Origin of the sequence: Acidiphilium sp. C61 (assembly GCF_905116885.1) — a bacterium.
Taxonomy (GTDB): Bacteria; Pseudomonadota; Alphaproteobacteria; order Acetobacterales; family Acetobacteraceae; genus Acidiphilium.
This window is the reverse complement of record NZ_CAJHNI010000004.1, coordinates 60,970-73,277: the sequence shown is the minus strand read 5'-3', so window position 1 is coordinate 73,277 and position 12,308 is coordinate 60,970. Positions and strand designations below refer to the sequence as shown.

13 protein-coding genes are annotated in these 12,308 nt (G+C 61.1%); 6 read left to right on the top strand and 7 right to left on the bottom strand.

Translation table 11 applies throughout. The annotated features are described in order from the left end of the window. Positions 1–18: 18 nt before the first annotated feature. From HUW10_RS01710 to HUW10_RS01700, 3 genes are all read left to right on the top strand, one after another. The gene (locus HUW10_RS01710) at positions 19–1,020 is read left to right on the top strand and encodes a hypothetical protein (RefSeq protein WP_174501939.1); all 1,002 of its coding nucleotides are present in this window, start codon (positions 19–21) and stop codon (positions 1,018–1,020) included. 125 nt (positions 1,021–1,145) lie between these two features. Then, on the top strand, positions 1,146–3,116 hold the full coding sequence (locus HUW10_RS01705; RefSeq protein WP_174501938.1) for an AAA family ATPase: 1,971 nt from the start codon (positions 1,146–1,148) through the stop codon (positions 3,114–3,116). A gap of 160 nt (positions 3,117–3,276) precedes the next feature. Beyond that, the gene (locus tag HUW10_RS01700; protein ID WP_174501937.1) at positions 3,277–4,149 is read left to right on the top strand and encodes a sigma-70 family RNA polymerase sigma factor; all 873 of its coding nucleotides are present in this window, start codon (positions 3,277–3,279) and stop codon (positions 4,147–4,149) included. Here HUW10_RS01700 and HUW10_RS01695 read toward each other — a convergent pair. After that, complete coding sequence (locus HUW10_RS01695) at positions 4,067–4,351, bottom strand: DUF2312 domain-containing protein (RefSeq protein ID WP_174501936.1); 285 nt, start codon at positions 4,349–4,351, stop codon at positions 4,067–4,069. The genes HUW10_RS01700 and HUW10_RS01695 overlap by 83 nt on opposite strands. A 198-nt stretch (positions 4,352–4,549) precedes the next feature. On the opposite strand from HUW10_RS01695, the gene HUW10_RS01690 reads away from it, so the two are divergent. The 3 genes from HUW10_RS01690 to HUW10_RS01680 all read left to right on the top strand — a co-directional run bounded on the left by HUW10_RS01690 (position 4,550) and on the right by HUW10_RS01680 (position 6,762). Next, on the top strand, positions 4,550–5,125 hold the full coding sequence (locus HUW10_RS01690; RefSeq protein ID WP_174501935.1) for a hypothetical protein: 576 nt from the start codon (positions 4,550–4,552) through the stop codon (positions 5,123–5,125). Positions 5,126–5,141: 16 nt separating this feature from the next. Further along, the gene (locus tag HUW10_RS01685) at positions 5,142–6,107 is read left to right on the top strand and encodes a ribonucleotide-diphosphate reductase subunit beta (protein WP_236656151.1); all 966 of its coding nucleotides are present in this window, start codon (positions 5,142–5,144) and stop codon (positions 6,105–6,107) included. Between the two features lie 67 nt (positions 6,108–6,174). Further along, positions 6,175–6,762 (top strand): hypothetical protein, encoded by a 588-nt coding sequence (locus HUW10_RS01680; RefSeq protein ID WP_174501933.1) that lies wholly within the window; start codon positions 6,175–6,177, stop codon positions 6,760–6,762. A gap of 304 nt (positions 6,763–7,066) precedes the next feature. Here the strand turns inward: HUW10_RS01680 and thyX are convergent, their stop codons facing one another. The 6 genes from thyX to pilV all read right to left on the bottom strand — a co-directional run bounded on the left by thyX (position 7,067) and on the right by pilV (position 12,308). Continuing rightward, positions 7,067–7,978 (bottom strand): FAD-dependent thymidylate synthase, encoded by a 912-nt coding sequence (thyX, locus tag HUW10_RS01675; protein WP_174501932.1) that lies wholly within the window; start codon positions 7,976–7,978, stop codon positions 7,067–7,069. Positions 7,979–7,983: 5 nt separating this feature from the next. After that, positions 7,984–8,406, bottom strand: a complete 423-nt coding sequence (locus HUW10_RS01670; RefSeq protein WP_174501931.1) for a RusA family crossover junction endodeoxyribonuclease — start codon at positions 8,404–8,406, stop codon at positions 7,984–7,986. A 214-nt stretch (positions 8,407–8,620) separates the two neighbouring features. Beyond that, positions 8,621–9,340, bottom strand: a complete 720-nt coding sequence (locus HUW10_RS01665; protein ID WP_174501930.1) for a hypothetical protein — start codon at positions 9,338–9,340, stop codon at positions 8,621–8,623. Beyond that, a complete protein-coding gene (locus HUW10_RS01660; RefSeq protein WP_201712565.1) occupies positions 9,337–10,383 on the bottom strand; it encodes a transglycosylase SLT domain-containing protein in 1,047 nt (348 codons plus the stop codon). The genes HUW10_RS01665 and HUW10_RS01660 overlap by 4 nt, the downstream gene beginning before the upstream one ends. Then, on the bottom strand, positions 10,380–10,655 hold the full coding sequence (locus HUW10_RS01655; RefSeq protein WP_174501929.1) for a hypothetical protein: 276 nt from the start codon (positions 10,653–10,655) through the stop codon (positions 10,380–10,382). Before HUW10_RS01655 ends, HUW10_RS01660 begins: the two co-directional genes overlap by 4 nt. Positions 10,656–10,670: 15 nt before the next feature. After that, the gene (gene pilV, locus HUW10_RS01650) at positions 10,671–12,308 is read right to left on the bottom strand and encodes a shufflon system plasmid conjugative transfer pilus tip adhesin PilV (RefSeq protein WP_174501928.1); all 1,638 of its coding nucleotides are present in this window, start codon (positions 12,306–12,308) and stop codon (positions 10,671–10,673) included.

The window sequence follows — 12,308 nt, the reverse complement described above, 5'->3', positions numbered from 1 at the left end:
CGACCAGGAGCTCCAGCTGTGACTGACGCGCCCATTGCCTGCAACGGATTCCTGAACATTGGCGACCAGCATCTCGCGTGGGACGATAAGCGTCCCTCCCGTCGCGCCGAGGGCTACTGGCGCCACGTGATGGTCAAGATCAACCACTCGATCGAGATCGCCAACGAGCGCCGCCTCATTCCCCTTTTTCTCGGCGACCTGTTCCACGTCGCGACCGGTAATGAGGACACACTGAAGTCGGTCCTGCTCGGCATTCTCGCCCGCTCGTGGGCGAAGCCGGTATTCAATGTCGGCAACCACGACAAGAAGGGGGAAAAGCTGTCGGCCGCGGACTCGCTGTCCGTGATCGCCAAATCGGACCGCGCTCTCGTGATGGTCAACCCGGGTCTGGCCGGAGTCTATGACGTGAACGGTGTCCTGGTCGCTGTCGGCGCCAGTCCATACGGAGCGCCGATCCCCCACTCCGTCGAGGGGGTGGGCGGCGATGTCGGCTTCAGGATCTGGATGACCCACCACGACATGGCATTCGCGGGCAGCTACCCCGGCTCGATCGAGCCACACCCGATCAAGGGCTGCGATGTCGTTCTCAACGGGCACATGCATCTCTACCGGGATCCGGCCCGTTACGGCGGGACGATCTGGTGCAATTTCGGCTCGATTGCCCGCACCTCCATCGATGCCATCAACGAGACACCGAGCGCCTTCGAGGTGGTGCCGGGTCCCGGTCACACGGTCGAGTTCTTCCGCCATGCCCTGCCGCACCCGCCCGCGTCCGCCTGTTTCAGCATGGTGGACCGCATCATCGAGGCCAGTCCGGTTGAAATCCAGGCTATGGACCGCGGGGCCTTCGTCGAGATGCTGCGGGACGATCTCGGCGGCGGTGTACGACAGAGCCACACCGGGCACATGATGCGGGATGAAATCTCATCCAGAATGGAGGCTTGGAGCACGCCAGGCGCCGTGCAGGCTGAAATCCTCAGCCTCCATGACGAGGTCATAAGTGAGCCATCACCGAATTGAATTAAATTGACTACAGATATCTAAATATATATTGCTATTGAAGTCAGTCGGCCACTCCACGCGTTTGGTGCGGCACCTTCCGGCCGCGTCGCTCATCGATCGGTCAATACATTCCAGGACCCGTAATGATAAAACTCCGGAAGCTTGTGATCCCGGCAATTATTCTTGGGCAGGCATTCATGTCCGGACCAGCCTGGGGAAATACCACCGGCGCTGCGACCGTCTCAGTCCCACAACACCAGAAGAACACGTCCGGTGGTACCGGCAAAGCGGCGAAAGTCGACATTCCGCCACTCTATTACCGACCTGCCACCGCCGAGATTAATGCCAACTACCTGCATGTGTACGTGACGCCACACCCGTTGATCCCCCTGGCCAAGGCTAGGGAACTAATCGGTTCTGGCCAGACTCTCTATCTGATCGCGTTTCAGGGCGTGGTGCCTGAAGGGAAGAATTCCGACCGGTATTTGGTTCTGGTGATGCGTAACGGCATGGCGTGGCGGGTCCGGCAGGATATCAGCCTGGTCAAGAACGCGTATGAGAATGACGTTGCAATCGTCCTCGCTCACCACCCGTCCGGACCGTTCTCGACTGGTGTCCTGAGCACCCTGTCCAGCGGGATATCATTCCTGATCGAGGGCATACTACTCATCTTCCTCGTGGTCATCGCCTTCCAGTACATGGATTCCCTGCGTCGTAGCCGCCTGCGGAAGGCTGTGCGGGGTGGGCACGAAAACATCCGCTTGACCGATATCGCTGGGCTCGAGAGCGTGAAGGAGGAGATCGCCGAGGTGATCGACATGATCGCGGCGCCGGAGAGATACGCCGGACGGGCAAAGATGCCGAAGGGAATTCTGCTCGTTGGTCCGCCTGGCAATGGTAAGACCACGATCGCCAAGGCGATCGCCAACGAGGTGAACACCAATTTCTACTCGCTCAACATCGCCGACGTGGGGAGCATGTTCGTTTCGATTGCGCCGGCGCGCATCCGCAAGACGATCAGGCAGATCAAGAAGACGGGTGGTATTCTGTTCATCGACGAGATCGAGCAGATCGCCGGTTGGCGCTCGGGTGGATCTGGTCGCCAGAGTGACGCTGGCCAGGAGAGCAATCGCGTTCTCAGCGAGCTGCTCGTTGGCCTGGATGGCTTCGAAACCGTTCAGGGTGGTAAGCCAATGCTGTTGATCGGCGCAACCAACCGACCAGAGGTCATCGACCCGGCGTTGATGCGCCCCGGACGGCTCGACCGCCATATCAACGTCCCAATGCCCGATCGAGCCGAGAAGGCGGCTGCCCTGCGCCTGCACTGCCGCAACAAGCCGGTCTCCAGCGATGTCGACTTCTACCGCCTCGCAAGCATGATGCCCGGGTTCAGCATGGCCGCTGTAGCCAATCTTGTGAACGAAGCCGGTATCGCGTCGGTTCGGGACAATGCACCACTGATTGAGATGCAGCATTTTACGACCCAGCTCGACAGAATCTTGCTCGGCACGCCTCGGCCTTCTCTTGAGATGTCTCGCCAGACCGTCCTTACGACTGCGTTTCATGAGGCGGGACATGCGTTGGCGGCACTCCTCGTGGATCACGCCGATCGCCCGCTCAGAGCAACCATCGTGCCCCATGGCAACTCGCTTGGCGCAGTCATCATGGATGTGATGGACAACGAGTTCAGTGTCACCAAGGCGAAGATCGAGGCCCGGATCAGGGTCGCACTGGCGGGGCGGGCTGCCGAGATCGCGATGTTCGGAGAGGATAACGTGACGACGGGGGCCGAGAATGATCGTGACGAGGCGCTCGACATGATTGGCTCCATGGTCGGCCGGTTCGGGATGATCGATAGTGCCGCCAGTATAGGCTCGCGTCGTAATGCGGGGAGCGCCGGCTGGTTTGGCGTTCATGAGCGTACGCCGCTCTCGCCGGTCGAGCTGAACAGGTTTGGAGACGCGGTGTGCGAGATCTACTCTGCAGCAGAACGTGCAGTTCTCCAGCTCATGCGTTCGAACAAGGCCAAGCTGGAGGCTATCGCCGAACTGCTCCTGGAGCATAAAACGATCGACGTCGCGCAAATCGAAGAGGCGGTCCAAGAGGCCGGCTGAAATCTGGTGTGAAGATCATAAATCGCTGCCTTCGATTCCAGAAATTCAAAATAAAATCTGAATTTCTACTTTCGCTGACGGCTTATTCGCAAAATTTTATATTTGGGGTCCGCTGGCTTCGCGTGGTATTGTTGCGCCGAAAGGTTAGACCACGGATGTCATGATGAACGGACAGGATCAGATCAACGAGAGCTTGGTGGCAGTCGCTGCGCGCGGCGCAGAAATGCTGTCGCATGACGAGGAGATCGCCTTGGCTCGTGCCTGGCGCGACCATAGCGATACGCGCGCTCGAGATCGCCTCATCAAGTCCCACATCAGGATGATCTTGCCCATCGCTCGGCAGTTCGCCCGGCGTTACGGCGCTTCCGTCGGAGACCTGGTCTCGGAGGGCACGGTCGGCATGATCAAGGGGCTTGACCGCTATGACCCCGAACTGGGCTACCGTTTCTCGACGTATATTGGCTGGTGGGTTCGTGCGGAGATCCGTGACTACGTCGAGCGCAATGTCAGCGTCGTTCGCCCACGTAGTCGGCAGAGCAAGGTCGCTGTCGACGGGGAGTCGCCCCGGCTGCAGCGGGACGTGAGCCTGGATATGCCTGTCGGGGAGGATGAGGGCTCGGCCTCGCGGCAGGACACTCTGATCGCGCCGGATGACCAGGAAGCCTTGGTTATCGAGGCAAATCTTGATGAGCGCCGGCGCGAGCTTTATGCGAAGGCGCTGGAGATGCTGACGCCGCGCGAGAGGATGGTGATCGTTTCTCGGCACGGTGAAGACGCGCGGGCGACCTTGGAAGATCTGTCCCAGACACTCGGTGTGAGCCGGGAGCGCATCAGGCAGATCGAAGCCAAGGCGATCGAGAAGCTGATGGCCGCCATCAAGCGGTTTCGGTCGGCCAGTTTCGAGTCTGCCATAATGGCGGAGGCCCGCCTTGTGAAGGCGGGCCGGCCGATCACACCCCTATCGCGCGACGATAAACCTCGAGCAGGGTCTCTTGCTCCTCGACTTCCGCGGGTGCCTGCTTGCGTAACCTGATCAGCTGACGCAGTACCTTGACGTCGAATCCCGCGGACTTGGCCTCTGCATAGATGTCCTTGATGTCGGCGCCGAGCGCCTTACGCTCTTCCTCGAGCCGCTCGATGCGATTGACAATGCTCCGAAGTCGGTCGGCCGCGACATTGCCGTTGGGTGCGGCGTCTTCGGCTTGATGCTGCTCGGTGTGGATCGTGGCGCTCATTTCGATGCTCCTGGTTGGAAAACCAGAATATAAAAACATAATATTGTAAGCAAGAAATAAGATTGATGCCATGCGATGCGGCTGCATTTATCTTGTCGATCGACCGGCCTTTTTCCTTCTGACTTGCGCGGCCAATCTATATAGTAGGGCTCTTGGCGCGCGGTTGGCGCGCGGATCTACCACGATCGGAGCCCTGTCATGAACCAGCACAGCGCCGTCATCACGCCCACGAATATGCGCGTCCGAAAGGCATGGCGGGTCACGGTCCGGGGATACGATCATTCGGCAGTGTTCCATGCAGCTACGGCCGCGAAGGCGAGGATGCAGGCGTGGAATAGCCTGAGCGATGTGACCAGCGGGGTCAGGATCGTCGACGTTGTCGCGCGTCGCCATCCCTTTGAGGACCATCTTCTGCCGCCCCGCGATCCGGTGATTGACCAGCTGACCGCCGAAGAGCTCCACTGCCTCCTTCATTCCTATGGCGCGGATTACGGCGACCCCGTCAAGGCCGGGTACCGCGACTACTACTACGCCGAAAGGACCAACCCCTTCATGGTCGGCCTGACCGAGAAGGGGCTCATGTCTCCGATGTCCGGCGACGTCTATGGCGAAGGCATGACGTATTTCGTGCTGACCGATGCCGGAAGACATGCCGTTCGCTCGGTTATCCCGCTCTATCGCGGCGATCCTCTCCCCGAGGCGGCGCAGCCCGCTCTCGCGGCTGAACCGTCGACCGCTGCACCGGCCGAAGAGGCCACCCACTCTCCATCCTGATTTCGAGGACATGAACATGGAAACCGGTCTTCTCGTCGAGAATCCCGTCTACAAGCCGTTCCGTTACCCGTGGGCCTATGATGCCTGGCTGACCCAGCAGCGCGTCCACTGGCTGCCCGAGGAGGTGCCGCTCGCGGATGACGTGAAAGACTGGCACCGCAACCTCACCGATGGTGAGCGGCACCTGCTCACCCAGATCTTCCGCTTCTTCACGCAGGCGGATGTCGAGGTGAATAACTGCTACATGAAGCACTACAGCCAGGTATTCAAACCGACCGAGGTGCTGATGATGCTCTCGGCCTTCTCCAACATCGAGACCATCCACATCGCCGCCTACTCGCACCTGCTCGACACCATCGGCATGCCCGAAGTCGAATACTCGGCCTTCCTCAAGTACAAGGAGATGAAGGACAAGTACGACTACATGCAGGAGTTCAGCGTGGAGTCGAAGCACGAGATCGCCAAGACGCTGGCCGCTTTCGGCGGCTTCACCGAGGGGCTGCAGCTCTTCGCCTCCTTCGCGATCCTGCTGAACTTCCCGCGCTTCAACAAGATGAAGGGCATGGGCCAGATCGTCTCCTGGTCGGTGCGCGACGAGAGCCTGCACTGCCTGTCCGTGATCCGGCTTTTCAGGACGTTCGTCCTCGAGAACCCGGAGATCTGGACCGACCGCCTGAGGTCGGAGCTGGCTGCCATCTGTCGGACGATTGTCGAGCACGAAGACGCCTTCATCGATCTCGCCTTTGAGATGGGTGACGTAGAGGGGCTGAACGCCGCGGAGGTGAAGCACTACATCCGCTATATCGCCGACCGCCGACTGCTCCAGTTGGGCCTAGATCCGATTTTTCATGTCGAGAAGAACCCGCTGCCTTGGCTCGACGATATGCTGAATGCTGTCGAGCACACCAACTTTTTCGAGAACAGATCTACTGAGTACAGCAGGGCTTCTACGAGCGGAACATGGGATCAGGCGTTCCTTTGAAGAAATCGACAGCCCGCGCCCATGCGGGCTGTCCGACCGCTGTCCGGGAAACCACGAGGAGCAGACAATGAGCGAGATGTCCGATCATCGAAGCGTCCATGTTGTCGAGGGCACGCACCCGACCGCGCCGGGGCGTGTCCTGGTTGTCTGCGACACTCGGGAGGCGGCTGAGGTGATCGCCCTCCGCCTGGTCAACCTGATCCGGTCCGATGCCGGCCTGCCGCCGGCGACCGAGCCATCAGACTTCGAGGAGGCGCTCCGGGCGGCGGAAATTGCCCGCCAGATCAAGGCCGGAGGGGAATGCTCCGCCCATCCGGATGATGCCGCCCCTCTGGTTTCGATCGAGCGGCAGGATCTCGTCGACGCGGAGGCAGCACTAGCCTTGCAGGTAGCCGACCTTGGAACTGCTGCGCTCTCTGGATCTGGACTGGCACCATCCAGCGGTGTCACGATCTGGTCCGAGAGCGAAGATGGCTGGTGGAGTAACAATGAGGGCTGGGTCTCCGATGAGGAGAGCGCTACGGTATTCACCATCGACGAGGCGGCTGGCGTCCGCCTCCCCATATCGGTTGCCGGGGACGCGGTGTTCGTCACGGCGCCACCGCGTCCGGCAGGCCGGGACGGACACGGGTTGGAAAATCACCCGGCTCCCTGATATTCCATATTAGAATATTCGAATATCAAACTGGCGGCGGGAAATTCCATTTTCCGCCGCACGACCCATGATTTTCGATAATCCATCCTTTGCCACGATAAATTCGGCATTTTATCAGGCGGATTACCTCGAATCAGGTCAACGTCTGAATTTCCTACAAAATTGCATCAGGAGGCCGGTGCTGTCAGCTACGCCCTCCTGACTGAAGAAATTCAGTAATTCGGCAGGTTTGTCGAAGCCCCGGGCATGCCTAAGGCTCCGAATTCGGCATTTTTGCGGGTGCATTTTGCAAACCGACGCCGGGTCAGACGATCCCGAGAATTTCCATCAGTTCGGCGCGCTCGCGTCCAGAAAGCCCGGGAATGTCGGCTGGCAGTGAATTTCCGGCCGCCATGGCGCGCACGGCTTTGACCATGGATGCGGAAAGCGTCCTGGCATTCATCCGGTATTCCTCGAACGCCCGGCAGCTCGCGGGGACCCAGGCGCGGGTGATGCCGAGCATCGCCTCGGCATAGGCACGGATTTCGTACTGGGCGTGGGGGTCGGCGCGGAGCGAGAGGAAGTGGAAGAGGTTGTGCAGGTCGGTCTTCCAATACCACTGGGTGTAGGCGTTGAGGGTGAGGTTCATGCGGGCGAGTTCGCGGGCAAGGCCCTTGCGGGCGGGGTCGGCGCCGGTCTCGTTGAGCATGAGCTCGTAATGGGCGTAGTTGCGGTTGGCGTCGTCGCGCAGCAGGGCGAGGACCTCGGCGGCCTCGTCGCCCTCGAGCACGTCGCCGCGGCCTTGACGGTTGGCGGTGGATTGGGCGGCGAGGTGCTCTGGAGCGGGGATATAAAACTCCCGGTCCATCACTGAATAGCGGGCAGAGTATTCGTTCACGTTGGCGGTCCGGTGCCGGATCCACTGCCGCGCGACGAAGATCGGCAGCTTCACGTGAAGCTTGATCTCGCACATCTCGAACGGCGTTGAGTGGCGGTGGCGCATGAGGTAGCGGATCAGCCCCTCGTCCTCGCTGAATTTGCGGGTACCGCGGCCATATGAGACCCGGGCAGCCTGAACCACGGCCGCGTCGTCGCCCATGTAGTCGATGACGCGGACAAAGCCATGATCGAGGACGTTCACGCGCTGCTCGATGAGCGGCTCAATCCCGACTGCAACCGGGCGGCGGGTCACCGCCTGGTCGGTTCTGGTCCCACCGGTTTCAATATGCATATCCATGTCGCCTATCCTTTCGTGCTTCCCGCGCGCTCGCGGATCATCCTGGTCAGGTCGTCTTCTCGCGCCGCCTCGAGCCTGACCCATATGCAGTCGACAGGGCCGGACAGCTTTGCCGTCCTCAGGGCGACGATCGCCCGATCATCCGGGTAGGCGACCTTGTTCATGCCGTCCTCGATGGCCTTGACCAGATTGCTCAGATCACCATCGTCGCCGGCGATCGGCCAGAGCTCCTCGTCTCCGGCGAACATGAAGCCGATGATCAGCGAGACCGGCGTCACGAACATCCTGGTGTTCCGCATCGCCAACCCAGCCTCCCCAGCGACGCGCGCTTCGAAGCGGCGGGTCTGCGCCGGAGTGAAATGCTCGGCATTGCCTGCCCGATGGCGCTCCTTGACCAGCGGTCTGACCGCAATCGAGAACTCGACCACGCGTCCGAAATCGGGGTGTCCGGGGCATGCGAGAGGAGCGCGGCCCGCCCGTTGCCGCCTCGTAGCAGCCCCCTTGACGCGGGCGCGGCCCGGAAGCGCCACCGGCTTTGCTACGCGGGTCGGCTTCCCATGAGTCAGCTGTCCGCGATCTCCGCTGAACAGAAGCCTCGGGTCGTCATTCTTGACGCGGAGCATGATGAGGATCTTCCAGCAGCTATCGGCCCTGAGCCCAGGCCATCAGTACTGCAGGCGTGGGATCGCCAACCAGAATGCGGTTCTGGCCGACGATCACTGTCGGCGTCGCCGCCGGGCGGCCGAGGGATTTCATCAGCCCGCCCCACTCCTTGGTGTTCCGCTGGATAATCCACGCGATGCTGGGCAGGTCGATCGGCTTGATCGCGCCGGACTCATGGACGAGGTCGAAATTTGCCTCGTCCGTCGCCATTGCCGAGAGACCGCCACTGAAGTCGTTCCGGACCAGTGGGTTCTTCATCATTGGCTTGTGGCCGAGGGCGAGTATGGTCTCAGCCTTGCCGAGACTGCTCTTCTTCAGGAAGGCGACGGGGACATAGGTGATGGTAAAGCGCCCCTTCAGAGCCGGGCTCTGCAGCTTCTCCCAGAGAAGGTGGCAGTAGATGCAGTTCGGGTCGACGAATATGGTCAGGTGCACGGGCCCATGCCCCTCAGACAATCCGGCGAGGTCAGTCTTTGCCAGCAGAGCGGGCAGATCGTGACGGATCACCGCAGGGTCTTTTGCTGCCGGGGTCACGGCCCGCTGCGTCGGCAAGGCGCGCGCCGAGGCGATGAGATCCTTGTGGCCGAAATAGCCGCCCAAGACCGCGAGGGTGCCGAGCCAGGCCGCTGCGGCCAGCCCGCGGATGCCCCATTTGGTAATGATCTGGCGCCGCGTCGGCTTGCTGTCTGTCTGGCTCATGGCGTCGTGACTTTCGATTGGTGGTCGGCTCGGGGGGCGGGCTTGGCCGTGGCAGGGGTGGCTGAGGCGACAACTTCCTGGCCGCCCAGCGTCCGCTGGTAGTACCGGTAGCGTGCCAGCACGGCCGGCACGTAATTCTGGGTCTCGCGGAACGGCGGGATCCGGTTGCCGTGATCGATGACTGCCTTGCTGCCCGCGTTGTAGGCGGCAAGCATGAGCGGGAGATTGCCGGCGAACACCGATTTCAGGTGCTCGAGATAAGCGGCACCGCCTTCGAGGCTCTGGGTCGCGTCGCGCCGGTTGCTTACCCCGAAGCGGGTCGCCGTGGCGGGCATCAGTTGCATCAGCCCAACCGCGCCGACCGGGCTTTCGATGCCAGGTCGAAATCCGCTCTCCTGGGCCGCGACGGCAAGCACCAGGGCCAGCGGAAGTCCGTGTTGGCGAGCGATCGGGGCCGCGATGTCGAGCAGCCAGGCAGGAGGGATAGGGGAGAAGCGCGCTGCTGGAAGGCTGTACGTTTGCATCCTGCCAAGCCGCTCGACGCCGAGTATCCAAACACCGGCCGCCGCGGCATAGCCCGGGTCGGATTCCAGCCTCGAGAGGTCGAAGCCGTTCGCGGCGAGAGTCGGTACCCATGCACGCGGAATGCCCATAGGCCCGAGCGACCCGGCGGGATGGAAAGAGTGAAGGACGGCCACGACGCGGGCGGGGGCGACGTCATAGAGGCGGACCGCCTCAAGAACGATGGCCCTGATTGGCGCGGGGATGGAATCCGCAGCGCTGGAAATGGCTGCATTATGCCCGGGTGTCATGGACAGAATCATTGCCCCGGCACGAACATTGACGCAGGCGCTGTTCGAGACTTCAGCAGGATCGAAGCCTCGCCCGGCGAGCTCCGGAAGCCAGGCCGGCGGGATGCCCATTATACCGACTGCGTCGGGCGGCTTCGGCGCCGAGATCTCCGCGGTGATGGCCGCGGAGGGCACATGATATGTGGCGGCGGCCATCCGGATGCAGGCGGCCAGGGCAGGCGGAGTAATCATGCCTTCCTCCGCCGCCGAATCACATTTTCCGACCACGCGCGCAGAGCGCGCTCGGCCCGGCCCGGGAAATTCGTGACCCCGAAGAGGGCACAAACCAGCGCACCGAGTCCCCAGTTGAGGCGCCAGAAACCACTCGGGTCCTGAAACGGGTAGAGCGCCCAAATCGTGCCGTAGACTACGGCTTGCAGGAGATCCAATCGGCGCAAAGCCCGGGTGATCCCGTCGGACGAAATCCTGCCGAGGACGCGATGGATGAGGATCGACTTGAACATCTGCGGTGGCTCCGATTAGTTATCGAAGCCGTATAAACAAACGCCTGAAGAAGAACCGTAATAGTAGTTTGCTGGATATACGACTATCGAGCCATTCCCTGGCACCATAACGGTTGAATGTTGGTCTCGTGTTGTTCCGTTAGGCAAATCCAGTGAGTCGAGAGCTTGGTATTCTTGTCCATATTTATCATAGACATTTGCTACAATCGTCCCGTTACCTTCATTGCCGTTTGTTGTGAAGAAAGCCTCGGCTGGCGTCGGATATGGATTTGTCCAACCGACCGATCCGCCGCTTCCCGAACAGCCAGCATTAAACGCCTGCGACAATCCAGCGCTCACGCCTGGGGCCTGCCAAGTGCCGTTCACGCACGACATGAGTTGACCCGAGCCATTTGCGTTCGCCGCGATTTCTCCGTTGGGTCCGCAGCCGGCGCCTTGATTCGCCGTGCCAAATGCCGTGCCCAGCTGCAAGCGAGAGCCCACGGTAAATGTATCGGTGACCCCGGCATAGCCGTTGTTATAGGCGTAGAACGATGCCGATCCGTTGTTGGGGTTATTCACCGAGATTGCGCCGTTTGTGGCAACTGACGCATCGTTGTTCGAGCCGTTGTCCGGCACATTCATGGTCACGTAGGCGCCCGCGCTGTTCCCTACGGTGAGGTGAGCTTGGCTGTTGTCACTTTCGATATTTGCCTCAACCGCCCCGTTCGGGCTGACCGTTTGCACCAAGCCGCCAGCGCCGACCTGGCCTGACAGGTCAGCCAGGAGGCTGCCATTCGTACCAGACCCGATGCTGCCGTTTGCGTACAGATCCCATGTGTGGATGCCAGCCCAGGCCGCCGGGTATCCGCTTTGGGCATCTTCGCCCATCACCCCGAGACGCCCCTGGATATTCAGTGAGCCGTCACCGTTCGGGCTGGAAAGAGTGATCTTGTTTGTCGGGTCGCTGGTCAGCTGCGCCACTGTGTTTGTGGCGGATCCGTTGCTGAACCCAAGTGTCGTCGTGTGCTGAACAGAATTTCCGGCCATGTCGATGCTGGTATTCATCCTGTTCAGCTGTGGCTGGCCGCTGATGGCGTTGCGGTAGAGATAATCGTTGTTCAGCTGCCCGTTCTGACTGTAGCTCAGCAGGCCAACGAGGTGCCCTGGACCGTCATTGGTGTAGCCGGCCATGCTGATTTTCCAGCCGCCATAGGCGCCGACCGCCTCGCTGCTGGACGCGCCGGCGACCTGGTTGGGGTAAGGCACGAAGCCACCAAGCCCCTTGGTCTGTGCGGCCGCATATGCGGCATCCATGGCTGGGATCTGGTTGCCCCCGACAGACAGCACTACGGCTTGCAGCTTTCCGGGTGTCGGCTGATTGACCTCGACTTCCCACTGCTGGCCATAGGGGTTCTCGGGCAGGACGCCGGCCGACAGGTAATGCAGCGCCTGCAGCTGGGCGATCGTGACGGTGGTCGTTCCGGCATTCGCGGTGAGCGTGTTGTAGTTATCCTGGACATATTGGTTCGCCGCCGCGGCGATCTCGGTCATTTGCCCTGCGGCGGAGGAAGCCCGGATAGCCTCGAAGCTGCTATGTTGGAGCGAAAGAATGCCGGGCGTAACGAAGGCACTGACCGCGAAGAAGAAGATCAAGGAGAGGAGATCGCCCAT

Coding starts and splice junctions, on each gene's coding strand:
- HUW10_RS01705 (WP_174501938.1), top strand. CDS start 1,146: ATGATAAAACTCCGGAAGCTTGTGATCCCGGCAATTATTCTTGGGCAG.
- HUW10_RS01700 (WP_174501937.1), top strand. CDS start 3,277: ATGATGAACGGACAGGATCAGATCAACGAGAGCTTGGTGGCAGTCGCT.
- HUW10_RS01695 (WP_174501936.1), bottom strand. CDS start 4,351: ATGAGCGCCACGATCCACACCGAGCAGCATCAAGCCGAAGACGCCGCA.
- HUW10_RS01690 (WP_174501935.1), top strand. CDS start 4,550: ATGAACCAGCACAGCGCCGTCATCACGCCCACGAATATGCGCGTCCGA.
- HUW10_RS01685 (WP_236656151.1), top strand. CDS start 5,142: ATGGAAACCGGTCTTCTCGTCGAGAATCCCGTCTACAAGCCGTTCCGT.
- HUW10_RS01680 (WP_174501933.1), top strand. CDS start 6,175: ATGAGCGAGATGTCCGATCATCGAAGCGTCCATGTTGTCGAGGGCACG.
- thyX (WP_174501932.1), bottom strand. CDS start 7,978: ATGGATATGCATATTGAAACCGGTGGGACCAGAACCGACCAGGCGGTG.
- HUW10_RS01665 (WP_174501930.1), bottom strand. CDS start 9,340: ATGAGCCAGACAGACAGCAAGCCGACGCGGCGCCAGATCATTACCAAA.
- HUW10_RS01660 (WP_201712565.1), bottom strand. CDS start 10,383: ATGATTACTCCGCCTGCCCTGGCCGCCTGCATCCGGATGGCCGCCGCC.
- HUW10_RS01655 (WP_174501929.1), bottom strand. CDS start 10,655: ATGTTCAAGTCGATCCTCATCCATCGCGTCCTCGGCAGGATTTCGTCC.
- pilV (WP_174501928.1), bottom strand. CDS start 12,308: ATGGGCGATCTCCTCTCCTTGATCTTCTTCTTCGCGGTCAGTGCCTTC.